Annotated in this window: 23 protein-coding genes and 1 tRNA gene; 7 read left to right on the forward strand and 17 right to left on the reverse strand. The window is 35.9% G+C overall.

Annotation, left to right across the window (positions count from 1 at the left end; genetic code table 11):
* Nucleotides 1-74 precede the first annotated feature (74 nt).
* The 4 genes from ABVM52_RS15885 to ABVM52_RS15900 form a co-directional block, all read right to left on the reverse strand.
* Complete coding sequence (locus tag ABVM52_RS15885) at nucleotides 75-632, reverse strand: hypothetical protein (protein WP_405382062.1); 558 nt, start codon at nucleotides 630-632, stop codon at nucleotides 75-77.
* Nucleotides 629-1,210: a DUF1989 domain-containing protein gene (locus ABVM52_RS15890; protein ID WP_405382063.1), complete on the reverse strand. Its 582-nt coding sequence runs from the start codon at nucleotides 1,208-1,210 to the stop codon at nucleotides 629-631. Before ABVM52_RS15890 ends, ABVM52_RS15885 begins: the two co-directional genes overlap by 4 nt.
* On the reverse strand, nucleotides 1,207-1,872 hold the full coding sequence (gene gntA / locus ABVM52_RS15895; protein WP_405382064.1) for a guanitoxin biosynthesis heme-dependent pre-guanitoxin N-hydroxylase GntA: 666 nt from the start codon (nucleotides 1,870-1,872) through the stop codon (nucleotides 1,207-1,209). Before gntA ends, ABVM52_RS15890 begins: the two co-directional genes overlap by 4 nt.
* Nucleotides 1,873-2,813: 941 nt before the next feature.
* Nucleotides 2,814-2,887 (reverse strand) — tRNA-Met (locus ABVM52_RS15900).
* Between the two features lie 138 nt (nucleotides 2,888-3,025).
* On the opposite strand from ABVM52_RS15900, the gene ABVM52_RS15905 reads away from it, so the two are divergent.
* Together ABVM52_RS15905 and ABVM52_RS15910 are read left to right on the forward strand one after the other, a co-directional pair.
* A complete protein-coding gene (locus ABVM52_RS15905) occupies nucleotides 3,026-3,409 on the forward strand; it encodes an START-like domain-containing protein (protein ID WP_089260554.1) in 384 nt (127 codons plus the stop codon).
* Nucleotides 3,410-3,463: 54 nt separating this feature from the next.
* Complete coding sequence (locus tag ABVM52_RS15910; protein WP_405382065.1) at nucleotides 3,464-4,321, forward strand: aminotransferase class IV; 858 nt, start codon at nucleotides 3,464-3,466, stop codon at nucleotides 4,319-4,321.
* On the opposite strand, the gene ABVM52_RS15915 is transcribed toward ABVM52_RS15910, so the two are convergent.
* The 5 genes from ABVM52_RS15915 to ABVM52_RS15935 all read right to left on the reverse strand — a co-directional run bounded on the left by ABVM52_RS15915 (nucleotide 4,318) and on the right by ABVM52_RS15935 (nucleotide 8,847).
* Nucleotides 4,318-4,878: a YqgE/AlgH family protein gene (locus ABVM52_RS15915; RefSeq protein ID WP_405382066.1), complete on the reverse strand. Its 561-nt coding sequence runs from the start codon at nucleotides 4,876-4,878 to the stop codon at nucleotides 4,318-4,320. The genes ABVM52_RS15910 and ABVM52_RS15915 overlap by 4 nt on opposite strands.
* A gap of 111 nt (nucleotides 4,879-4,989) precedes the next feature.
* A complete protein-coding gene (locus ABVM52_RS15920) occupies nucleotides 4,990-5,262 on the reverse strand; it encodes an HU family DNA-binding protein (protein WP_089260551.1) in 273 nt (90 codons plus the stop codon).
* A 177-nt stretch (nucleotides 5,263-5,439) separates the two neighbouring features.
* On the reverse strand, nucleotides 5,440-6,402 hold the full coding sequence (gene fmt / locus ABVM52_RS15925; protein WP_405382067.1) for a methionyl-tRNA formyltransferase: 963 nt from the start codon (nucleotides 6,400-6,402) through the stop codon (nucleotides 5,440-5,442).
* On the reverse strand, nucleotides 6,389-8,284 hold the full coding sequence (locus ABVM52_RS15930) for an ATP-dependent DNA helicase RecQ (RefSeq protein WP_405382068.1): 1,896 nt from the start codon (nucleotides 8,282-8,284) through the stop codon (nucleotides 6,389-6,391). The genes fmt and ABVM52_RS15930 overlap by 14 nt, the downstream gene beginning before the upstream one ends.
* Nucleotides 8,281-8,847 carry an AAA family ATPase gene (locus ABVM52_RS15935; RefSeq protein WP_405382069.1) on the reverse strand — a complete coding sequence of 189 codons (567 nt, stop codon included), beginning with the start codon at nucleotides 8,845-8,847 and terminating at the stop codon, nucleotides 8,281-8,283. The genes ABVM52_RS15930 and ABVM52_RS15935 overlap by 4 nt, the downstream gene beginning before the upstream one ends.
* Before the next feature lie 87 nt (nucleotides 8,848-8,934).
* Here ABVM52_RS15935 and ABVM52_RS15940 point away from each other — a divergent pair, with 87 nt between their 5' ends.
* From ABVM52_RS15940 to murA, 3 genes are all read left to right on the forward strand, one after another.
* Nucleotides 8,935-9,222 carry a DUF493 family protein gene (locus tag ABVM52_RS15940; RefSeq protein WP_405382070.1) on the forward strand — a complete coding sequence of 96 codons (288 nt, stop codon included), beginning with the start codon at nucleotides 8,935-8,937 and terminating at the stop codon, nucleotides 9,220-9,222.
* A gap of 81 nt (nucleotides 9,223-9,303) precedes the next feature.
* A complete protein-coding gene (locus ABVM52_RS15945) occupies nucleotides 9,304-9,960 on the forward strand; it encodes a DUF4290 domain-containing protein (RefSeq protein WP_405382071.1) in 657 nt (218 codons plus the stop codon).
* Between the two features lie 16 nt (nucleotides 9,961-9,976).
* Complete coding sequence (murA, locus tag ABVM52_RS15950) at nucleotides 9,977-11,284, forward strand: UDP-N-acetylglucosamine 1-carboxyvinyltransferase (RefSeq protein WP_405382072.1); 1,308 nt, start codon at nucleotides 9,977-9,979, stop codon at nucleotides 11,282-11,284.
* Nucleotides 11,285-11,685: 401 nt separating this feature from the next.
* Here the strand turns inward: murA and ABVM52_RS15955 are convergent, their stop codons facing one another.
* The 6 genes from ABVM52_RS15955 to ABVM52_RS15980 form a co-directional block, all read right to left on the reverse strand.
* The gene (locus ABVM52_RS15955) at nucleotides 11,686-12,669 is read right to left on the reverse strand and encodes a pirin family protein (protein ID WP_405382073.1); all 984 of its coding nucleotides are present in this window, start codon (nucleotides 12,667-12,669) and stop codon (nucleotides 11,686-11,688) included.
* Between the two features lie 15 nt (nucleotides 12,670-12,684).
* Entirely contained in the window at nucleotides 12,685-13,128 is a 444-nt protein-coding gene (locus tag ABVM52_RS15960) for a VOC family protein (protein WP_405382074.1), read from the reverse strand.
* 79 nt (nucleotides 13,129-13,207) lie between these two features.
* On the reverse strand, nucleotides 13,208-14,635 hold the full coding sequence (locus ABVM52_RS15965) for an amidohydrolase (protein ID WP_405382075.1): 1,428 nt from the start codon (nucleotides 14,633-14,635) through the stop codon (nucleotides 13,208-13,210).
* A 109-nt stretch (nucleotides 14,636-14,744) separates the two neighbouring features.
* A complete protein-coding gene (locus tag ABVM52_RS15970) occupies nucleotides 14,745-16,058 on the reverse strand; it encodes a cryptochrome/photolyase family protein (protein ID WP_405382076.1) in 1,314 nt (437 codons plus the stop codon).
* Nucleotides 16,058-16,747, reverse strand: coding sequence for an SDR family NAD(P)-dependent oxidoreductase (locus ABVM52_RS15975; protein WP_405382077.1), 690 nt, complete (start codon nucleotides 16,745-16,747; stop codon nucleotides 16,058-16,060). Before ABVM52_RS15975 ends, ABVM52_RS15970 begins: the two co-directional genes overlap by 1 nt.
* Complete coding sequence (locus tag ABVM52_RS15980) at nucleotides 16,748-17,245, reverse strand: cell division inhibitor (RefSeq protein ID WP_405382078.1); 498 nt, start codon at nucleotides 17,243-17,245, stop codon at nucleotides 16,748-16,750. It lies immediately after the preceding gene.
* Nucleotides 17,246-17,419: 174 nt separating this feature from the next.
* On the opposite strand from ABVM52_RS15980, the gene ABVM52_RS15985 reads away from it, so the two are divergent.
* Entirely contained in the window at nucleotides 17,420-18,628 is a 1,209-nt protein-coding gene (locus tag ABVM52_RS15985; protein ID WP_405382079.1) for a hypothetical protein, read from the forward strand.
* Between the two features lie 89 nt (nucleotides 18,629-18,717).
* Nucleotides 18,718-19,563: a DUF2911 domain-containing protein gene (locus tag ABVM52_RS15990; protein ID WP_405382080.1), complete on the forward strand. Its 846-nt coding sequence runs from the start codon at nucleotides 18,718-18,720 to the stop codon at nucleotides 19,561-19,563.
* A gap of 65 nt (nucleotides 19,564-19,628) precedes the next feature.
* Here ABVM52_RS15990 and galK read toward each other — a convergent pair whose 3' ends face one another.
* Entirely contained in the window at nucleotides 19,629-20,786 is a 1,158-nt protein-coding gene (gene galK, locus ABVM52_RS15995) for a galactokinase (protein ID WP_405382081.1), read from the reverse strand.
* A 28-nt stretch (nucleotides 20,787-20,814) separates the two neighbouring features.
* Nucleotides 20,815-22,548, reverse strand: coding sequence for a sodium:solute symporter (locus ABVM52_RS16000; protein WP_405382082.1), 1,734 nt, complete (start codon nucleotides 22,546-22,548; stop codon nucleotides 20,815-20,817).
* Between the last annotated feature and the right edge of the window lie 100 nt (nucleotides 22,549-22,648).

Raw genomic sequence — 22,648 nt, forward strand, 5'->3', positions numbered from 1 at the left:
ATTAAGCTTGAAAGATGTAGGTGCTTTAGAATTAATTAGCTATAAAAAATAATTTTAATGCAAGTTATTTCCAATTAATCATTTTTATCTGAATTTTCATTTTCATCTTCATCTTCCTTGACCAGCATTCTGTGGTCATTTTTCTTTAAACCAACTATTGCAATAATATTGGTAACCGTTCCATATAACATTAATATAGTACCTACCATCATACCGCTAATTACAGAAGATGAGAATAATGTAGCCCAATAGATATATTTATACCATGACATATCTAAATTGTCTGCTTCTGATATTGGAATGTTAAAGAATTGAAATAGGACCAGGGTGCTTATAAAAAGTATCGTATCAAACTTTGCAATGCTTAACACCTGTTTGTAGTGGCTTTTTTTTAGTTGAGTATCCGTACCCGTACTAATACCTAACAAGGTCAATAATAAGGCTAAAATTGTAGCGGAAGCCAATATTATTGTATTGCAAAGCATATTTAGTCCTTGAATAGAAGAGCTAAGTAATTTTTTTGCTTCATAACCTGAGATGTTTCCTAATATAAAAACACCGAATACGATAAAAATAGTGGTGATAGAACCACCTATTATTGCTCGTTTATTAATTTTAAAAATATTTTTCACCGGTCTATGATTTTATATCCTATAGATTTAAAACTTCCACCATTACTATCTTTTGCCGAACAAGCGGTCAAAGCAACAATTAAATCCATCTGAGCTTCAAAGCAAACGTAATCACCTGAAATTGAAGTAGGTGGCTTTACGTTGATTTTTCCGGTTTCATCAAATACAACATTCATAAAAATATTGAATGCAGTAGGTATATCATCTTTTTCAATACCGTATTCTTCCAAATTTTTGTAAAGATTTTCAAAACAACTTGGGTGATATTCTTCCATGCCGTAAAAATGTTTAAACGTTTTTCTATCGCAGGGTGCAAGTAAGAAATCGTTTCTGCCATTGGTATCTTCAACAATCTTAACCATTTTATTACTTCTGTTGCTCCAGAGGTAGTTGCCTTTGGTCAGTAATATAGATTCTTCAAAATCAAATGTTTTACCAGAGGATATTTTTTCATCTTTATCATTCATGTTTATGAACAAAATGTCCGATACTTGCTTACCTTCAATATCGATAACTTTTAGTATTTGGCCTTTTTTGAGCATTAAAGAAGCTCCGGATTTTGGCGGTATTGTAATCATTTTTTATTGAATTGATATGGGCATTTCCAATTGTTATCTACAGCTCTTCCACTATATTGCCTTGCTTCGCTGTTAGTTCCAAAATCTTCTAACATAGGATTAATAGAACCTTGATATACTTCATCTCTACTTCTAATCAAATCCCTTACACGAGTATAACGATTAGATTTACGAAGTATCTCAAACTGATTATGTAAATTAAAAACGATCATTGGTACTGGTGATGACCGGGCCTTTCTTGAAGCATTGGGATGCATACCAACAATATAGAAAGAATTTCCAAGGATACTCATGCTAAAATTTGACGAGGATACATCAGAATCGGTTTGTTTGTCCCATTCACAGTAGTCTTCTTTATGGAGCTGGTATAGCAATTTCCAAAGTGCGTTTTCAAATGCTAATTCAGATTCAAATTCATCATCTTCAAAAACAGCTATAAATGTTTGAAATTTTTTAGATTCATCATCAATTTCATTTAAATACTCATATAAATCTTCTAATAGAGTAGGTATGCACTTAAAGGAAAATCTGCTGTAGTTATGAATAGTAAGATTATCGTTGGCCACAAGACTTTGTGCCATTACACAAGGGTGGTCATCAAGAATAAATTCTCTTACCATTTCATCTGTAGTTATTGTACTATCAATTGTATTCAGTTCCATGTAATTTCTTTTATTGTTCCGTTCATTGAAAGATGAACATGACTTATAGAAATACGGAAAGTTTTCGCTTGTATCTTTACCACTATCTTATCTCATTTTGGTATTCACGTCCTTGTTTCCAATAGTAGCATTTTAAGACTTTTCATTAATAATTTGCCATCTTTAAACATTAGAATAGGTGCTAGTTAATAGACTATTGAACCTAAACTATTTGCTTTTTTTTTAGTAAAAAATGGTTTGTATAATCATCAATTAGGCAATTGAAATCTTAAAAGTAGATTGCTCAGGACTTAGAATTATCGTTGCAAGAAAAGATTCCTTGAAAAGCTCGTTTCTCCATATTTAATTTCATCGTTAGATATGTAAAATTAAACTATGTTAAACCTTAAGGTTGTCTCAATCGTTTTAATCACTGACGCTTTTGCCAAACTACGAATCTTATCAGTTTTAACTTTGAAAGATTACCTATTTGGTCGTTATAATTTAAGTAAGGCATCTGTAAATTATCTCAGAGGAATAAATTGTGATGGTAAACATTGATAAATACTATAAACAACTATCAAGCTACAATCTAAAAGTGGTGAATAGACTTATTTTTAATTAGATATTACTTCAAACCTATTTGTAATACTGGATTAATTTAAGATATGATAGGGAAAAGGAGTCTTCTTTAGTAGTAAATAGTTAAATCCAAAATTTCTAACAGCAAAAAGAAAGGTTATTGAAAGAGCGAAGTACTATGTTTAAATTTTCTCTGATTTTATATTATACTTTATTTCTTGTTATTGCCTGAATTAAAGAGAAAAAATTACTTTTTGCAGACAAATCGTGTTCTAAAACGTGTTCACTTTCGTGTTCAAATGTAACTGTTTCTTGAAATATAGACATAAAAAAACGGTTTAGAGTGAACTAAACCGTTGTTTTGGTACATTTTACTAGTGTAGCGAGAGGGGGGCACGATCCCCCGACCTCCGGGTTATGAATCCGACGCTCTAACCAACTGAGCTACCTCGCCAAATTATTTTTAAACGGCTGCAAATATAGGGGTAATTTATTTGTTCTTCAACTAAACCTGCTTAAAAAATTTATAGTGGTCATTTATTTTTTTATCATACAGAAATATATATATTGCTCTGAATAAAGTAGTAGATAAATGAGCGATAAAATAAAATTCGAAATAGAGTTTGTGATTCAGTCTTCACCACAAATGTTATATCAGTATTTGGCTACACCATCTGGTCTGTCAGAATGGTTTGCGGACAATGTAAATTCAAGAGGTGAAACTTTTACCTTTATCTGGGATGGCGCAGAGGAAGAAGCTAAACTTTTAAAAAGGAAGACAGATGAGTTTGTACGTTTTGCTTGGGACGAAGCAGAGGACAACAGCTATTTTGAAATGAAAATTATCGTTGATGAAATAACTAAAGACGTATCCTTATTCATTACAGATTTTGCTGATGAAGATGAAGTAGATGAATCTAAAATGCTTTGGACCAACCAAGTTTCAGATTTAAAGCAAGTGTTGGGTTCTTCCTAAGAATTCCTTTCAATTACAGTATCTTTGAGCCTTAAATTTTTTAAGGCTTTTTTTATGGTCAATTTTAATGGAGAATTGGTAGATGACAAGGAATTAATTTTCACTGCAAACAATAGGGGATTACAGTACGGAGATGCCCTATTTGAAAATATACGGGTTGTAAATGGCGAAATCTTTTTCCTAGAAGATCATTATTTACGTTTAATGTCCTCGATGAGGATTTTAAGAATGGAAATTCCCATGAATTTTACTATGGAATTTATGGAGGCTGAAATTTTAAAATTGATATCAAAAATCAGTATAGATAAAGGATATCAAGTTAAATTCATCGTTTATAGAAACAATGAAATTGAGAACGGCGTGCTCACCAATACCATTTCATACGTTATAACTACGCATGATTTATACCATACCTTTTTTACTATTTCAGATAGTAGTTACGAGGTAGAATTGTATAAGGATTTTTATAAAAATTCTACCATGTTATCCAATTTAAATACTACGAACAAGATTTTAAATACTGTTGCCGAAGTTTACGCAAAGGAAAATGATTACAACGATTGTTTATTATTGAATGAGCGTAAACAAGTGATAGAAACATTGCAAGGCAATTTATTTTTGGTAAAAGATAATGTTATAAAAACACCGCCTTTGGCAGATGGTTGTTTAAATGGGGTATTGAGAAAAAAATTGATGGATATAGTATCCAAATTAGAGGATTATCAATTGGTAGAAGAAAGCATTTCGCCATTTGAACTTCAAAAAGCGGATGAATTATTTTTAACCAATATTATAGACGGGATCGTACCTATATCTAAGTACAGAAAGAAAAATTTTAAGGATACAGTAGCTAAATCACTTGTTGGAAAATTAAATGCCGCCGCACGTCTTTCCTTGAGTAAAACGGTCTAATTAAGACTTGGGTTTTCCGGAGCATTGGACCACAGGAGATAATTGCCGCCCAATTGGATCATATTTTCTTTCCAAAAGGCATTGGCCGCTTTTTGTATTATTCTACTCTCGTGCTCATTTTCAACAACAATCCAAGATTTTGAGGTCAATTCTTCATCTAATTGTAATGAGGACCAACCGGAATATCCTAGAAAGAAACGAATGTCGTCTTCAGAAATAATTTCTTTATTGATCAGCTCAATAGTTGTTTCAAAATCTCCTCCCCAAAATATACCATCGGAAATTTCCACGCTATTATCTATAAGATGCGGAACCTTATGGATAAAATATAAATTGTCCTGTTCTACCGGGCCACCGTTATACACTTGAAACGGTAACTCAATTTCAGTAACCAGATCATTGATTTGGTATTCTAAAGGCTTGTTTAATATAAAGCCTACAGAGCCCTCGGTATTGTGTTCTGCCAGCAATACAACGGATCTATTAAAAGATACGTCACCTGTTAATGTGGGTTCTGCAATCAATAATTTACCCTTAGTTGGTTTTAAAGAGACCATGTATATTAACTTATAATAAACCTAATGTAAGATAAATCCTCTTAATTTCAAAAACCATTAAATAAAAAAAGCGCCACTATAGGCGCTTTTCATATTATATGTATGCAAATCTTAGTTTACAGCTTTACCTAAATCAGCTCCAGCTTTAAACTTAACTACATTTTTAGCAGCAATTTGGATAGTTTTTCCTGTTGATGGGTTTCTACCTTCTCTTGCATTTCTTTTAGATACGGACCAAGAACCGAAACCTACTAAAGAAACTCTATCTCCTTTTTTAAGAGAACTCTCAACATTTCCTAAGAAAGATTCTAATGACTTTTTTGCCGCAGCTTTTGTGATGCCAGCGTCAGCTGCCATTGCATCGATCAATTCTGTTTTGTTCATAATGTGATTAATTAATTGTGATTAATATAATTTTTATACCTGATAACAAATTTATATGGATTTATGACCAACACAAGTAAAATGGGCGGAAATCCCTTATTTTGTTGATAACTCAGGAGGTTTGTTAATAAAGTAGGTGTTTTTTTACATTTCGCCCAGCCCAATAACCACGGGGGTTTAACCCATTTTGGTATTTTGGTGGAGTTGAAGGCCGTTTAAAACATCTTTGGTATGCATTCTTTTTTTACCCTGTAATTGCAATTCTTCCAATATTATGTACCCATCCTGTACAGCTACCTTCATTTCTTTTTTAGAGAAAACCAAGGTGCCATTTGCTAAATCATGCTCGCTTTCTTCAATGTTGGCTTTATAAATCTTGGTAATAATTTGCTGATCCGCGTTATGCAATATAGTCCATGAAGCAGGGTAGGGGCTTAACCCCCTTATGAAATTATAGATTTCTACAAGTGGCTTGTTCCAGTCAATCTTACACGTGTCTCTATGTATTTTGTGTGCAAGTTTTAGCTCTTCACTATTTTCTTGCTGTGTGGTGTTGAAATTACCTTCCTCTATTCGCTCTAACGTTTTAATGACGGTCTTTGCCCCCAAATGCATTAGTCTATCATGAAGGTCCGCAACATTATCAGTAAAATTAATGGTAGTTTCATCTTGCAGGATAATGGCGCCGGTATCAATTTTTTCATCAATAAAAAAAGTGGTGACCCCCGTTTTTGTTTCTCCATTGATTATGGCCCAGTTGATAGGGGCGGCCCCTCTATATTGCGGTAATAAAGAAGCGTGCAAGTTGAATGTCCCAAATTCTGGCATAGCCCAGACTACCTTTGGTAACATTCTAAATGCGACTACAATTTGAATATTGGCATTCAACGCTCTTAATTCCGATAAAAATTCTTCATTTTTTAGGTTGGTAGGTTGTAAAATTTTCAAATCATGTTGTACCGCGAATTTTTTAACGGCAGATTCGTTCAATTTTCTGCCTCTACCAGCCGGTCTATCTGGTGCGGTAATGACACCAACAATCTTATAATTCTTGTTTACGAGCTGTTCCAAAATTCCCACAGCAAAATCTGGGGTGCCCATAAATACTATTCGCAATGCTTTTTTGTTATCTGTGTTCATATTCGTTTAATGCGTTTAATGATATCTGTTTTTCTTCCAATAATTCTTGGAGCGCCGTAATAAGATTTTCTTGTTCTACACCCAATTTTTCTTGTAACAATTTAGATGATGCTCTTTTTTCCCTGAGCAAAGTTAGAATACCTTCTTTTAATTGTTGTATATCGGTAGGTGTTACTTTCCTTTTCTCACAAACATCACAAATACCGCAGGCACTTTTTTGTTGTTCGCCAAAGTATTCCAATAATTGTATACTTCTACACGTATCAACATTATCAATATAGTCTAGTATCCTTGATATTTTTGCGGTCTTTACTTGATTTTGCTCAACGATAATTTTGGAAAATCTATTAATGGTACGGTCATCATCCCTAGGTACCAAAAATGAAATTTCCAAATCTGTTGGTGAGCTATGGTAGTCGATAATATCATCCTTGGCCAATTTTTCCAAATTAAATTGAACTACAGATTCTGGCCTGTTACTTTTTTTGGCCAACAAGTAAGTATTAATTTGGGTATCAAATTCAAAAAGTCCACCATAGGTGCGTAGAACAATCTTAATGAACTCCTCTAACTTAGGGTTCTGTTGAAAATAACGATAAATTGATGCTTTATCGGTTTTAAATTTTACCGTCGTCTTTTTGGAAAAATTTTCAGATAAGGAAATAACGGAATTTCTGTCAAGCAGTTGAAGCGTATTGTACGTTAAATAGGTATTTAATTTATAGGTATTGCAAAACTCATTAAAATGTAACGAAAACTTCTCCTCAACATATTCGCCAATTCCTATTTGAAAATAGTTATTGAGTTTTTTATAGACCAATTTTACATATGCGGTATCTGGTAGAACATCTAAAAATTGTTTTTTTACCAGGAGCTTATCGGTTGTATTGGTCAGTAATATAGCTTTTGCCTTGTTTCCGTTTCTACCTGCCCTTCCTGCTTCCTGAAAATAGTTTTCTATACTGTCCGGTATTTGATAATGTATGACCAATTCCACATCGGGTTTATCAATACCCATTCCAAATGCATTGGTGGCAACCATGACCTGTGTTTTGTTGGTTAACCATGCGTCTAACCTTTCCGACTTTAATTTTTGGTCCATACCTCCATGGAAGAATGTTGCTTTAATATTATTTTGAATTAGGAATGTGGATAATTCCTCTGATTTTTTCCGACTTCTTACATAAACTATGGCACTGCTTTTTACTTGCTTACAGTATCTTTTTAGGTACCCGTTCTTATCCTCTGTCGTAAGTATTCCAAACCCTATATTTTTTCTAAAAAACGAGTCTTTTACCACCAATGGAGATTGTAGTTCCAGAGATTTGACCATATCTTCTGAAACCCGCTTTGTGGCAGTTGCGGTAAGGGCCAAAATAGGTACGTGTGGGTGAAAAGTTCTCAGTATGGCACAATTTAGGTATGCGGGTCTAAAATCATGGCCCCATTCAGAAATACAGTGGGCTTCATCAATAACCATCATAGATACGTTCATAGACTTAATACGCTCCTGAACAAGTTCTTGCTGTAATCTTTCTGGTGAGAGATATAAAAATTTATAATTACCGTAAATACAATTGTCCAGTAGCTTATCTACATCTTCGAACCTAAGGCCACCTTTTAAGCCTAGGGCCTTAATTCCTAGTTCCTGTAAATTGTTCACTTGGTTTTCAATGAGGGCGATCAAAGGGGATATGACAATACAGATGCCTTCCTTCATTAAAGCGGGTACTTGAAAACAAATGGATTTTCCGCCTCCGGTAGGTAATAGCCCTAAAACATCTTGGCCTTTTAATATGGCATTGATAATATCTTCCTGGGAGCCCCTAAAATTTTCATAGCCCCAAAATTTATTTAAGATGTTTTTTGGTGTACTGTTCAACCTGTCTTCTCTATAAAGTCTATTACAAATTGCAAGCGTTCTTCAATGGTTCCAAAAGGAACTTCTACAGGGCGGTAACCTAAGGTTTTGTACGTTTGGTCCAAATGCGCATGAATTCCACAGGCTTGCTCAAAATTTTCCATGCGTTCATTGTCCTGTACATATATATCTTCCCATGGAGGTAAGATCAATACTTCATCATAGGTGTGCTTAACGCAAAGTTCTGTATAATAGGGTTCTACAGGCTGCTTAAAATAATTCATATAAGCAAGTACATCCGGTAGTCCACGATCATAAAATAAATGGGGTTGCTGTAGATTTTCGCCCTCCTTAAAATGTTTTAAACGCGCATGAATCAGTTGGTCGTTGAAACTTTTGGCATCTTCAACAAAATCTATAGGGTTTACCAATTGGTCATTGACCTCCTTATTGCCAAGGGCATCTAACGTCATGGTCCTGATTACTTCGTGAAAACAATGAAAGCCATGCTTTTCCAAAGAAGAAATCAATACGGTCTTACCTGTGCCGGGACCACCTGTGACAACTATTCTTTTGTTTTTCAATTTCTTACAATTAGCAGACAAAAGTACATAAACCAAGAGTATAAAAAAACTGACGCAATACCCTTATCTTTGCATAAAATAGAAGCTATGGATGAAAATAATCCTGAAGAATTTTATAAAAAGTTAAGAAGCCAATTAAAGGAAACCTCTAAATGGCCTTCCAATTATCTCTATAAATTTATAGTTAAAAGCGATACGGATAAGGTGGAAAAAATTCAGCACATATTTGATAATATGGGGGCCGTCATTAATTCCAAACAATCCAAAACAGGTAAATATACCAGTGTTTCCATTACCGTTAATTTGGATAGCCCAGATAGCGTAATCAAAAAATATAAAGAAGTGGGTGAAATAGGTGGGGTAATCTCGCTCTAAAATAGTATTTCAGCTATAATTTTATTAATTTGGCATCGTTATAAGAATACTTCTCAAACATTTTAAGCTAAAAATTTTAATTTGCAATTAGTAGAAAACCTAGAATATAATACGGAACGCTCTCATTTAATTATTCCTGAGTACGGCCGTCATTTTCAGAAAATGGTAGATTATGCCGTATCTATAGAAGATCCTGTAGAGCGGAATAAAATTGCCCAGGCCATTATAAGTGTAATGGGAAATTTACAACCACATTTACGTGATGTGCCAGATTTTCAACATAAACTTTGGGATCAACTGTTTATCATGTCAGATTTTAAATTGGATGTGGATTCACCCTTCCCAATCACCTCCAAGGAAATTTTGAGACAGCGTCCAGAGCCTTTGGAGTATCCACAGAATTTTCCCAAATACCGTTTTTACGGAAATAATATAAAAAGAATGGTAGATGTGGCCGTGGAATGGGAAAAAGGCGACAAGCGTTCAGGATTGGAATATGCCATTGCTAACCATATGAAGAAATGTTACCTTAATTGGAACAAGGATGTGGTAGATGATAAAACTATTTTTAAGCATTTGTATGAATTGAGCGATGGACAAATAGACTTAGCTTCTGAGGAGGTAAGTTTAACGGACAGCGGACAGTTCCTTAAAAATAGGGTGGCCAAAACGCCAAGATCTAATAATTCTGGCAAAAAAAATCAACGAAATAATAACCGCGGTAAGAAACGCTATTAAATTTCCTCTTATTTAGATGGGAACATTCAAAATTGAAGGAGGGCACCAGTTATCTGGTGAAATTACACCTCAAGGCGCAAAAAACGAAGCACTACAAATTCTTTGCGCTGTATTGCTGACAGATGAAAAAGTAACCATTAGTAATATACCTGATATTGTTGATGTCAACAAGCTTATTTCATTATTGGAAGATTTAGGCGTTAAGATTCAAAAAAAAGGTAAAGGTTCCTATACGTTTAAAGCGGATGATGTAAATATGGATTATTTACAGTCCGATCAATTTAAACAAGACGGTAGGGGATTACGAGGCTCCATTATGCTTGTAGGCCCATTATTGGCCCGTTTTGGGCGTGGTTATATACCAAAGCCAGGTGGGGATAAAATAGGAAGAAGACGTTTAGATACCCATTTTGAAGGCTTTATTAAATTAGGAGCCAAATTTAGATATAACCGAGAAGAATATTTTTACGGGGTAGAAGCGGAAGAGTTAACCGGTACCTATATGCTTTTGGATGAAGCATCTGTTACGGGAACGGCAAACATTGTAATGGCTGCTGTCTTGGCCAAAGGTCAAACTACCATTTATAATGCAGCTTGTGAGCCTTATTTACAGCAATTATGTAAAATGCTCAACAGAATGGGAGCAAAAATTTCTGGAGTTGGTTCCAATTTATTGGTAATTGACGGAGTAGATAAACTAGGCGGTACGGAACATAGAATGTTACCCGATATGATCGAAATTGGTAGCTGGATCGGACTAGCTGCAATGACCAGAAGTGAATTGACCATAAAAGACGTAAGTTGGAACGATTTAGGGCAAATACCGACGGTTTTTAGAAAATTGGGAATCACCGTAGAAAAGAAAGGTGATGATATTTACATCCCTTCCCATAAAGATGGTTATGAAATACAGAATTATATAGATGGTTCTATTTTAACCATTGCTGATGCACCCTGGCCAGGACTAACACCGGATATATTGAGTATTATGTTGGTGGTGGCAACACAGGCCAGAGGTGAAGTACTGATACATCAAAAAATGTTCGAAAGCCGTTTGTTTTTTGTAGATAAATTGCTTGATATGGGAGCTAAGGTAATTTTATGCGATCCCCATAGGGCCACTATTATTGGGCACGACTTTAAGTCTACCTTAAAAGCTACAACCATGACATCGCCAGATATTAGGGCGGGTGTGTCCTTATTGATTGCAGCTTTATCCGCAAAAGGTACATCTACTATTCATAATATTGAACAGATTGATCGTGGGTATGAAAATATAGACGAAAGATTACGGGCCATTGGTGCTAAAATTACAAGGGTCTGATCATAAAATAGCACGTAAGTATAAAAAGTAAACTCCATAATACGGTTCGTAGCCAATTATGGAGTTTTAGTTTATAAAGGGTTTCGGCACTATATGCTTTATTCGCTATATGGTTATGTAGGGGAACAAATTGTAAAAACGTGGATAACCATACCCCAAAACTAAAATAACGCTGATCATAGAATACCAATTAAATTGAAGGTACAATTGTAAGAATACGGTTAGCAATTGTCCTAACATAAGTGGTATTACAATAAAGGCTATCCTTTTGGTATATTTGGAATGCCATTTGTATAGGTCTTTAGGCTCGTAAAAGATAAAACTAGGGTATATTATTAGCTGTACCATCCATATGAGTACAAACAGACCCGTATCACAAATAAGACGAATAAGGTCTAACATTACTTTTCAATAATTTCCCCATCAGGATATTGCGCAAAACGCCCACGGTCAGCATCATGCACTTGATCAGGATAACGCCATGGCCAACCTCCAAATTGGGTAAGCCTAAATTCATCCATAGCCTGCTCCAACTCCTTTTGTGTATTCATTACAAAAGGCCCGTATTTGGCTACTGGTTCATTAATGGGTTTGCCCTGTAAGACCAGTAAAAAGGCCTCTTTATCTTTCGCCTTAATAGTCATTTCCTCAGAAGCATCGGCCTCTATTCCATGATTTGGTAAAATGGTTTTTTCTGAAATAATGATTTCCTTTCCATCATAGAAATAAATAGTACGTAGTGTACCTGTCTTTGCTAATGGCAATGTAACCTGTTCATTGGCCTGGATATGAATGGTCCAAATGGCTACGTCGTTATTTAAAACAGCTGCCCAAGAATCAGGAGCTGATGGTAGTGCCTTGTAGTTATCAAAGTTACCGGCAATTAATTTGATAGTGGCACCATGCAAATGTATTTTGGGAATATCTTCATTCCAAAGCATTTTAAAGTGAGGTGCAACCAGTTTGTTCTTTTGTGGAAGGTTTAACCAAATCTGGAAAAGCTCTAAAGTATTTTCTTTGTCGGTATGTAGTAGTGGAAACATTTCTGAATGTTGTACCCCACTTCCGGCAGTCATCCATTGAACATCACCTTCTCCAAATCGGCCTGCAGCTCCTAATGAATCAGAATGGTCACAATAGCCCTTGTTGGCAATAGTTATAGTTTCAAAGCCACGATGTGGATGCGCAGGAAAACCGGGAATAGTTGTTCCATGGTACATACGCCAACCATCCTTGCCTACAAAATCATTACCCAATGGTCTACCCTGTAGGGAATCTTTTGGTCCCATTTCTCCATTGCCTTTAGGATAATGGTCTAAATGATACACACAGAATAAAAAGGGGTCTTGCGTTTGCCAAGGAAAGCTTAGTTGAAATATTTTCATCAATAAAAATCTTAATTAATGTATGGCGGTATTAATTTCTATCCAATACTTATCTGGATCTTGAATATATATTTGACGTACGTTATCTTTTCTAGTGGTTACGGCATTTTTCTTACCTGGCCAATCCCAGTAGGTAATATTGTTTTTTTCTAAATGTGCTATGACACCTTCTAAATCTTGAGTAGAAAGACATAGGTGCATGGATTTATTTTTTTCGAAGGGAACAAAATCGCGCTCAATTAAATGAACATGTGAGTTTCCATTGACCACAAACCAACGTATGTTAGAAGGGTTGTCTGGATGTTTGGTTTCCTCTAATCCTAAAATATTACCATAAAAATCTGCACTGATATTTACATCCGATACCACGATAGATTGATGATCAAACTGAAATTGAAACTTTTGGGCAACACCTACGGTGGAGTAAATACAAAATAATGCGACAATAAAATTCTTCATGATGTTCTGAATATTTATGAGTTTGAAGATACTTAAAATTAAAAGAAGCTACCGTTTAGGATAGCTTCTTTTAATTGCTTTATTTACCCTTTAATGGCGGTGGACCATCGATCATAGGCTCGTAAACTTCGTCTCTTTTTCTGGTTTTAAACTCTTCTTTTACTTTGGTAACCAATTTTGGCTCTTTAAAAAGGTCCAGCATGGTCATTGCCATTGCCTTAGATGCATGTATCATTCCCTTATGTCCAATGGACATACCGCCACAGGCCACTACGGCCCATGAATGCCAAGGAGTACCTTTGGGCGCCACGGAAACACCAAGATTTATATTGGGTACATTCCAACTTACATCACCTACATCTGTTGAGCCGCCACCGGGATTTTCTTCGGTTTCCTTTAAAGGATGCACAGCACCATCCATACCTATTTCTGGTTTGCCTGTAGCTTTTTGTATGGCTTTACCAAAAACCGTTTCTTCTTCCGTATAGGTTATGGGTCCCAATAACTCCAAATTTTCTTGCATGATTTCTCCTCCTGCACGATTTACCAAGGTTTCATAAATTCCGGAAACCAATGAAATTTTATATTCTACATTGGCCATGATTGCCGCACCTTCTGCCATTTCTTTTACTCGTTCATATGTGGGTAGCATTTTTGACCTTTTTGGGTCTCTAACACGAACCCATAATTTTGCGTAATCGGGCACCACATTTACTACTTGACCTCCATCCTGTATATGGTAATGGATTCTAGAAGTAGGTAAAATATGTTCTCTATAGTAATTAATGCCCGTAGTATAAAGCTCCAACGCATCTGATGCACTACGGCCGTTCCAAGGATCGGCTGAGGCGTGTGCGGTTTGTCCGTAGAATTCAACAATAAAATCAATTAATGATAATCCGCTCTGCACATCTGCTTCAATTTCTGCTGACGGATGCCAGCTAATATTTACATCAACATCGTCCCAAAGTCCGGCTTTTACCATCCAAACTTTAGCAAAATATTTTTCTTCTGCCGGTGTACCTAAAAATTTTACCGTACCCTTAATTTTACCGGCGTCCATGAGCTCTTTAATGGCTATGGCAGAACCTAAACTGGCGGTGCCGAACATATTATGACCACATCCATGTCCTGCGGCACCTTCCTTAAAAGGTTCTTTTACAGGTGTAGTTTTTTGCGAAATGCCCGGTAGGGCATCAAATTCTCCAAGAATACTGATTACAGGACTTCCAGAGCCGTATGTAGCGGTAAAGGCCGTGGGTATGTCTGCAACACCTCTTGTTACCGTTAAACCATTTTTTTCAGCATAATCGGCAAGAATGCGAGAAGATTCTGTTTCGTCAAAAGCGGTTTCTGCCAATGCCCAAATAGAATCACTGATTTTAATAAGTTCTTCCTTGTGTTTTTCAACAGATTCAATAAGTTGTTTTTTGTCCTTGCTCAATTTTTGACCAAAAACAGTGGTGCCCAAGCATAAACAGAGCGCCAATAAAAGTGGTTTTTTCATTTTAAATTAGTTTAGGTAGTTATCTCGTTAGTCTTTTTAAAGATACTCAACTTCAACCATAAACTAAATAGAATGCATGGGCTTATTGCAAGATTTGTAGATATCGTAATTAAGCAACCGCTTCTTTATAGGTTTCTAAACAACGTTCCCTTGCTTTTTTGTGATCCACCATCTTATCTGGATAATCATCTGTGCCATATTCTGGAATCCACTTCTTGATGTATTCCTTGTTTTTGTCAAATTTATCTACTTGGGTCATGGGATTGAATATTCTAAAGTAAGGAGAGGCATCCACGCCGCTACCTGCCGCCCATTGCCAGTTGCCTACATTGGAACTCATTTCATAATCCAGCAATTTTTCTGCAAAATACGTTTCGCCCCAGCGCCAATCTATCAACAAATGTTTGCATAAGAAACTTGCAACAAGCATTCTTACACGGTTGTGCATATAGCCAGTTTTATTAAGTTCACGCATACCCGCATCTACCAATAAATATCCCGTTTTACCATTCTTCCACTTGTCAAATTCATCTTCGTTATTTCTCCAATCTATACGGTCATATTTGGGACGGAATGCTTGGTCTACGGTATGAGGAAAATGCCAAAGAATGGTCATAAAAAACTCCCTCCAAATAAGTTCGCTCCAGAATACTTCATTTTTTTCCGCAATGGCCTTCTTTATCATTTTACGGACGGATACGGTACCAAAGCGCAAATGCGGCCCTAAATGAGAAGTACCATTTTCCAAGGCTGGAAAATTTCTGGTGTCTTCATAATTATCGATTAATGTTGGCGTAACATCATAATCAGGAACCTTTATTTCTGATTTTTCAAAACCAATATCACTTAACGATAAATTAGGTAGTCTGGTATGCTCAATTAAATTCTGCAGATGCTGACTTGTATAATTAATTTGTAAATCCTTATCGGCTTCAAATATTTCTTTCCATTTATTTTTATAAGGGGTATAGACCACATAGGGTTCCCCATCATCTTTTACAACTTCAGATTTTTCAAAAATTACTTGATCCTTATATGTTTTAAATTTTATATCATTATCTATTAAAAGTTTACCTATGTTGGCATCACGTTCTTTGGCATAGGGTTCATAATCGCCATTGGTATATACCGTATTAATGTCATATTCGGTTATTAATTTGCTGAAAATATCATTGGGTTTTCCGGAATACATGGCCAATGAACTGTTATGTTTCTCTTGAAGTTCATTTCGCATTTGCTGCAAAGTGTCATATATGAAATTTAACCTTGCATCATCCTTGGGGAGTTTGGACAATATTTCAGTGTCAAAGATAAAAATGGGCAGCACGGGGCAATCTCCCTTTAAGGCCTCCAAAAAACCTACATTGTCATCTAATCTCAAATCTCTCCTAAACCAAAATATAGAAACTTTTTTACTGGACATTAATGTATATTTAAAGTTGATAAGCCACCATCTACACCAAGTACCTGTCCGGTTACCCAAGTACTTTTATCGCTTAGCAAGTATATGGCACTTTGTGCAATATCGTCTGCAGTGCCAACCCTTTTTAAAGGATGTCTATCATCCATAGCCTCTCTTTTCTTTTCATTGTTCAAAAGTCTGCCTGCAAGTGGGGTGTCTACCAAAGATGGGGCAATAACATTAACCCTAATTTTTGGTGCATATTCGGCAGCCATGGACTTTGCAAAACCTTCAATAGCCCCTTTTGCAGCAGATACACTGGTGTGGAAAGGCATTCCCGTACCTACGGCAATGGTACTAAAAAATACCATACTTGAACCTTCGCTCATTTTGCCGATAATACTCTTAACCACCTTTACCATAGCAAAAAAGTTAATTTCCATATCCTGCCTAATCGTCTCCATGCTCATCATCTTAAACGGTTTAAGGTTGATAGTACCCGGACAATATACAAAACCATCAATTTTTTCAGGAAGCTGTGCAAGGTCTAATTCATCTTTTGTAGCATCAAATTCTATATGGGTTATATTTTTATGGTCAATGGATTCTGCCGTTCTGGAGGCTATAAAAAGTTGATGGTTTTCCTTTAACTCATTTACTATGGCTAAGCCAATGCCGTGAGAACCTCCTATAAGTACTATATTTTTCATTTAAAAAGTGTTTAGTGAAAGTTGATTGGGAATATGATTTATGGCACCAAAAAGTTCCTTTAATTTTTCTTCCCTGTATTTAAAAATGGTCAGTAATTGTTTCTTTACCAAAAGCGGATGCGCAATTTGACCAAAAATTCCTAATGGTATTTTGTAATCAATGATATCTTCCATTTCCACACCATGTTCAATTTCTTTGATAAAATGTTTATGGTGCCATAGGGCGTAGGGCCCAAATCGTTGTTCATCTACGAAATACTCGCCAACCCTAACATGTGTAATTTCCGTAACCCATTTGGTAGTGTAGCCGGGAAATGGAGAAACTTTATATTGTATTATTTGACCGGGAAACATAGGTCTATCCGCTCCGGACAAAATATTAAAACCCATATGTTTAGGTGTTATGACCTTTAGATTGTTGGGGTCAGAGAGAAAACTCCATGCCTCTCCCTTAGAAATGGGCAGGGCTTGTTTTGAGTGTAATTGATATAGTTTCATGTTCGGTATTTGTCCAAAGGTATAACCATTATTTGTTTAATTAAAATGAAAATAAGTTAAACAAAAATTAAATATAGTAATATTTGGTTTTTTGTGCCGATGGTTTAACGATTAATTTAAATTTACATCGCTTAAGCAGAAGGTTTTAACGTTATTGTAGTTTATTTTGCATCTATGAAGATTTCCTATCAACATATTTTAGTTGGATTGCTGTTTTTTCTTAGCATGCAACTTCATGGACAGCAAAACTTGCAAACTATTGGTGAACTGCCAGATGCAATTATGGAAAGTTCAGGATTGATTTTTTACAATAATCACTTCATTACCCACAATGATTCTGGAAACGAGCCTGTGCTATATGAATTGGATACCGTGAATTTATCTATTGCTAGGACCGTAGTGGTTACCAATGTAGATAATACGGATTGGGAAGCCATTACGCAGGATGAGGAATATATTTATATTGGAGATTTTGGAAATAATGTAGGCACTAGAACAGATTTAGCGGTTCATAGAATTGAAAAGTCGGCGTTCTTGTCTTCAAACGAGGTAGAGGCCAGTACCATATTTTTTGCTTATGCCGATCAAACCGATTTTACTGATAATGGAAATAGTGATTGGGATGCTGAAGCATTTTTTGTTTTGGAAGATGACTTAATTGTTCTAACTAAACAATGGCAAAGTTTGGGGAGTGTGGCATATGCCTTCCCAAAAACTCCGGGAAGTTACATAGCAGAAAGGGTAGGGGCCATAGAAGATGTTGGTTTGGTTACGGATGCCACATATGATAAGGAGGCGAATATTTTGGTGATTTTGGGGTATTCTACCATATTGAGCCCATTTATAGGGCTTGTAGAAAATTTGGATGCCCAAACTATTTTTAATGGACTTTCATTAAGTTCTTTGGGGTTAAATTTTGTTCAGGCGGAAGGTATTACTACGGTAGGTTCTGGAAACTATTTTTTTACTTCAGAATATTTTTCAAGACAAAACCCAACCATTGAATCCAGTTCAAGACTGTTTTCTTTTCAGCTTATGATCGAAGAACCAGAAGAACCAGAAGAACCAGAAGAACCTGAAGAACCTGAAGAACCGGAGAACCCGGAAGAGCCAGAAATTCCTGAAAACCCGGATGAGAATTTTACCGATAAACTTATTATATATAAAGATACATCCACCAATAATTATCATTATTCTATTTCCACGACAAAGGATATATACGGTCATATCATTTATAATGTACTAGGACAACGCGTTTGGGAAAATGTAAATGAGATACAGAAAGAAGGCACAATCAATATCTCCTTGGAAACTTCTGTGTATTATATGGCGCTCTACTTGGAAGATGGGATCATAGCAAAACCTTTTGCGGTGTATAAGTAATTGAACAATAGCGGCTATTTAAGATTTTATTAACAATTTGGCGGTTTGTTTATCTCTAATTTCGTAGGTATAAACTAATCACTATAATTATGAATAAAGTTGTACTCTTTTTATTGGCAATCGTAGCTTCTTTTACAGTTGAGGCTCAAATTAATACACCGGCAGCAAGTCCGGCTTCAAAATTTATACAAACGGTAGGTTTAACGGAAGTTGTCGTTGACTACTCCAGACCTTCTATGAGAGGGCGAAAAGTATATGGAGATTTGGTGCCTTTTAATAAGCTTTGGAGAACGGGGGCAAACGCCTATACCAAAGTTTCTTTTGATACCAACGTTACCATAGGAGGTAATACTTTAGAAGCTGGTACCTATTCACTCTTTTCCAAGCCAGGAGCTTCTTCTTGGGAAGTGTTTTTCTACACAGATATTATTGGTGGCGGTACTCCTAAAACTTGGGAAGAAGATAAAGTCGTTGCTCAATTGAGCGTACCGGTCTATAAAATGGAAATGCCGGTGGAGACGTTTACCATTACTATTGATGATGTTACAAGCAATGGTGCCAATATTGGGATTATTTGGGAAAACACCTATGTAGCTATACCTTTTTCAGTACCAACCGATGCTACCGTAATGAAAAGTATCGATAAAGCATTGAACGGACCTTCCGCAAATGACTATTACGCAGCAGCAGTATATTACGCTAGTGAAGGTAAGGATATACAAAAGGCAAAGGAATGGATGGACAAGGCAATGACAATGACCGAGAAGCCGGCATTCTGGCAACTAAGACAACAGTCTTTAATTTTGGCAAAAGCTGGGGATAAAAAAGGAGCCATCAGTGCGGCTAAAAAATCATTGGCCGGTGCTAAAGAAGCTGGTAACGATGATTATGTAAAAATGAACAACGACTCATTAAAAGAGTGGGGGAGTAAATAATCGTTCACCTATCATATATAAAAGCCCGTGCGTTACATGCACGGGCTTTTTTTATAATAACTAGTTTAGTTCATTTCCTTTACGCCATCATCAATAGCTAGATGGTAATATTCTGCATCTATGCCTGTACGTTCTTTATATTTTTCCAGTAAGCTAGTTATACAGGTGTTCAATTTACTGGTTTCAACAAGGTTAATGGTGCATCCACCAAAACCGCCACCCATCATTCTAGAACCCATAACGCCATCTAATTCCTCACCAATTTTGACCAATGTATCCAATTCTGGCGTGGTTATTTCATATTGAGAAGACATGGCCCAATGTCCTTGTCTAAGAATCTCACCTACATTTTGCGCATTACCCGCTGTTAGTGCTTGCATCATTTGGCGAACACGGCTATTCTCTTCAATAATATATCTGGCACGTTTTATATCGGTTTTATCTGCTTTGGTTGAAATAAGCTGTAGGTCGTCCAACCCAACATCACGTAAGGATTTTACGTTTTTTTTATTCTGTTGTACCAGTTCTACAATATTTTCACAAGATGTTCTTCTTTTATTGTATTCGGAATCTACCGCTAAATTGTGTTTAATGTTAGAGTTTATCAATACCCAGCTATACCCTTTTAAATTAATAGGGATATAACTATGACTCAAATCCTTGCAGTCTAGGAAAAATGCATTCTCTTTTTTTCCAAATAGAACCGCGTATTGATCCATGAGGCCACAATTAAGGCCAATTTTATGTTCTGCTTTTTGTGCAATCAAAGCTATATGCTCTCTAGTCAATGCTTTACCGGATATTTTTGTAATGGCATAAATAAAACCACAACAAAGGGCCGCAGAAGAGGAAAGACCTGAACCAATGGGGATGTCTCCGCCAAAAACACAATTCATACCTTTTAAAGGATACTTTTCTTCAACTAAAATGTCAATTATCGCTTTAAAATAGTTACCCCAAAAGCGAGCATACTTATTGTGCTTTCCGTTTAATTGAAAGGTAATTTTTTCCGGTTGGGTTAAAAAAGTTTCAATCTTAATTTCACCTGATTCATTAGGGGATACGGCAAAATATATTGCTTTTTCTATAGAGGCAGGTAATACCAAACCTTCATTATAATCAGTATGCTCCCCTATAAGATTAATTCTTCCAGGTGCTTTTATTACGAGTGGTTGGGTGTTATATTGTTCTGTAAAATAGGAGACAATTTCTTTTTGAACCATAAATTGGGCTGAACGTTTTTTTAGGGATTTAGTTTGTGGATAACGGCTTTTTTAACATTCTATCAAACGCTTCAAATACAAAGGATATTATAATGACCAATGCCGCACCAAAAAAGTTTAACCATAAATATCCTAATTTTTCCTGTCCGGAAGGATAAATGTGGATAAGGTAATAATAAATGATACAAATAATAAATTGGGTTATGATCGCCGCAAAAAAGACCGCATTTCCTTTAATGAATCTAAAAAAGAAGGCTATTAAAAAGATGCCCAAAACATTACCGTAAAAAATACTACCAATAATATTGACCAATTGAATTAAATTGTCAAATAAATTGGCCACACAGGCAATGAATATAGCTACTACACCCCATAACAAAGTAAAATATTTAGATGCTTTAACGTAATGTTTTTCCGTAAAAGTACCAGTACGATTTCTCTTGTAAAGGTCCAAAGCAGTTATGGTGCCAAGGGCATTTAACTCTGATGCGGTGGAAGACATAGCAGCAGATAGGATAACAGCCAATAAAAGACCTACTAAACCGCTAGGGAGATTGTTGAGGATAAAATGAATGAATACATAATCCTTATCATTGGTCTCAACTACGCTATTGGCCTGACTTATTAAAGATTTGGCGGCCATACGATTGGTACTATCCCTTTTATTAATACGTATAATCTGCATTTTTGCTTCTTCTACCGCTGTAAATTCCTTAATCTCCAAAGCAGAAGAAAATTTATTCTGGGCAATTCTTTTTTCCGCTTCCAATGCTATTTGGCCTTCCTGCAATAATCTGTAATCTTCTGCCAAAGGTGATTCCATTACGGCTTGTGTAGCCGATGGATTAAAATTCAATGGAGAGGGATTGTATTGATAAAAAACAAAGACCATTACACCCACCAACAAAATAAAAAATTGCATAGGTATTTTGAAAATGGCATTAAATACCAAACCTAATTGACTTTCACGAATAGATTTACCGGATAAATATCTTTGTACTTGACTCTGGTCCGTACCAAAATACGCTAGAAAGAGGAAAAGTCCGCCAGTAATACCACTCCAAATAGTATATCTACTAGAGGTATCGAAATCAAAATTTAAAATTTCCAATTTGTTACTGGCACCAGCAATCTTCATGGCCTTACTAAAAGTTATGTCAGAAGGAAGATACCCCAATATAAAGAAGAAGGTAATGAACATACCGGTCATGATAATGAACATTTGCTGCTTTTGCGTAACGCTTACCGCTTTTGTACCACCAGATACGGTATAAATGATTACCAATGTTCCTATGATTATGTTCAGTGTCCTTAAATCCCAACCCAAGACAGCAGATAATATAATGGACGGCGCAAAAATTGTAATACCGGCAGCAAGTCCTCTTTGGATTAAAAAAAGAACTGCGGCCAATGAACGGGTTTTTAAATCAAAACGGCCTTCTAAAAATTCGTAGGCCGTGTAAACCTTCATTCTATGGTATATAGGTACAAATACCATACATATGATAATCATGGCAAAAGGTAGTCCAAAATAGAATTGAACAAAACCCATACCGTCATGGAAGGCCTGCCCTGGGGTAGATAAAAAAGTTATGGCACTGGCCTGGGTTGCCATAACGGATAAACCAATAGTCCACCATTTAGAGTTGTTACCTCCTCTAACATAGTCATCTACATTTTTGCTACCCTTGGTTTTCCAAACACCATATACTACAATGAATAATAGGGTGCCCGCCAATATGAACCAATCTAGTTCCTTCATGTTAATTATATGAAGTCATTACGTAATAAAAAACTAGAACATAAATTAAGTTGAGGACCAATACTACGGTATATTCTTTTTTCCAGGTAGTATTTTCATC

The sequence above is a fragment of the Maribacter sp. LLG6340-A2 genome (assembly GCF_045057105.1).
In the GTDB taxonomy this organism is placed as follows: domain Bacteria; phylum Bacteroidota; class Bacteroidia; order Flavobacteriales; family Flavobacteriaceae; genus Maribacter.

Bases quoted from the DNA above. Each gene is read 5' to 3' on its own strand.
- ABVM52_RS15890 (WP_405382063.1), bottom strand. From the start codon at position 1,210: ATGATTACAATACCGCCAAAATCCGGAGCTTCTTTAATGCTCAAAAAA.
- gntA (WP_405382064.1), bottom strand. From the start codon at position 1,872: ATGGAACTGAATACAATTGATAGTACAATAACTACAGATGAAATGGTA.
- ABVM52_RS15905 (WP_089260554.1), top strand. From the start codon at position 3,026: ATGAGCGATAAAATAAAATTCGAAATAGAGTTTGTGATTCAGTCTTCA.
- ABVM52_RS15910 (WP_405382065.1), top strand. From the start codon at position 3,464: ATGGTCAATTTTAATGGAGAATTGGTAGATGACAAGGAATTAATTTTC.
- ABVM52_RS15915 (WP_405382066.1), bottom strand. From the start codon at position 4,878: ATGGTCTCTTTAAAACCAACTAAGGGTAAATTATTGATTGCAGAACCC.
- ABVM52_RS15920 (WP_089260551.1), bottom strand. From the start codon at position 5,262: ATGAACAAAACAGAATTGATCGATGCAATGGCAGCTGACGCTGGCATC.
- fmt (WP_405382067.1), bottom strand. From the start codon at position 6,402: ATGAACACAGATAACAAAAAAGCATTGCGAATAGTATTTATGGGCACC.
- ABVM52_RS15940 (WP_405382070.1), top strand. From the start codon at position 8,935: ATGGATGAAAATAATCCTGAAGAATTTTATAAAAAGTTAAGAAGCCAA.
- murA (WP_405382072.1), top strand. From the start codon at position 9,977: ATGGGAACATTCAAAATTGAAGGAGGGCACCAGTTATCTGGTGAAATT.
- ABVM52_RS15955 (WP_405382073.1), bottom strand. From the start codon at position 12,669: ATGAAAATATTTCAACTAAGCTTTCCTTGGCAAACGCAAGACCCCTTT.
- ABVM52_RS15960 (WP_405382074.1), bottom strand. From the start codon at position 13,128: ATGAAGAATTTTATTGTCGCATTATTTTGTATTTACTCCACCGTAGGT.
- ABVM52_RS15965 (WP_405382075.1), bottom strand. From the start codon at position 14,635: ATGAAAAAACCACTTTTATTGGCGCTCTGTTTATGCTTGGGCACCACT.
- ABVM52_RS15970 (WP_405382076.1), bottom strand. From the start codon at position 16,058: ATGTCCAGTAAAAAAGTTTCTATATTTTGGTTTAGGAGAGATTTGAGA.
- ABVM52_RS15975 (WP_405382077.1), bottom strand. From the start codon at position 16,747: ATGAAAAATATAGTACTTATAGGAGGTTCTCACGGCATTGGCTTAGCC.
- ABVM52_RS15980 (WP_405382078.1), bottom strand. From the start codon at position 17,245: ATGAAACTATATCAATTACACTCAAAACAAGCCCTGCCCATTTCTAAG.
- ABVM52_RS15985 (WP_405382079.1), top strand. From the start codon at position 17,420: ATGAAGATTTCCTATCAACATATTTTAGTTGGATTGCTGTTTTTTCTT.
- ABVM52_RS15990 (WP_405382080.1), top strand. From the start codon at position 18,718: ATGAATAAAGTTGTACTCTTTTTATTGGCAATCGTAGCTTCTTTTACA.
- galK (WP_405382081.1), bottom strand. From the start codon at position 20,786: ATGGTTCAAAAAGAAATTGTCTCCTATTTTACAGAACAATATAACACC.
- ABVM52_RS16000 (WP_405382082.1), bottom strand. From the start codon at position 22,548: ATGAAGGAACTAGATTGGTTCATATTGGCGGGCACCCTATTATTCATT.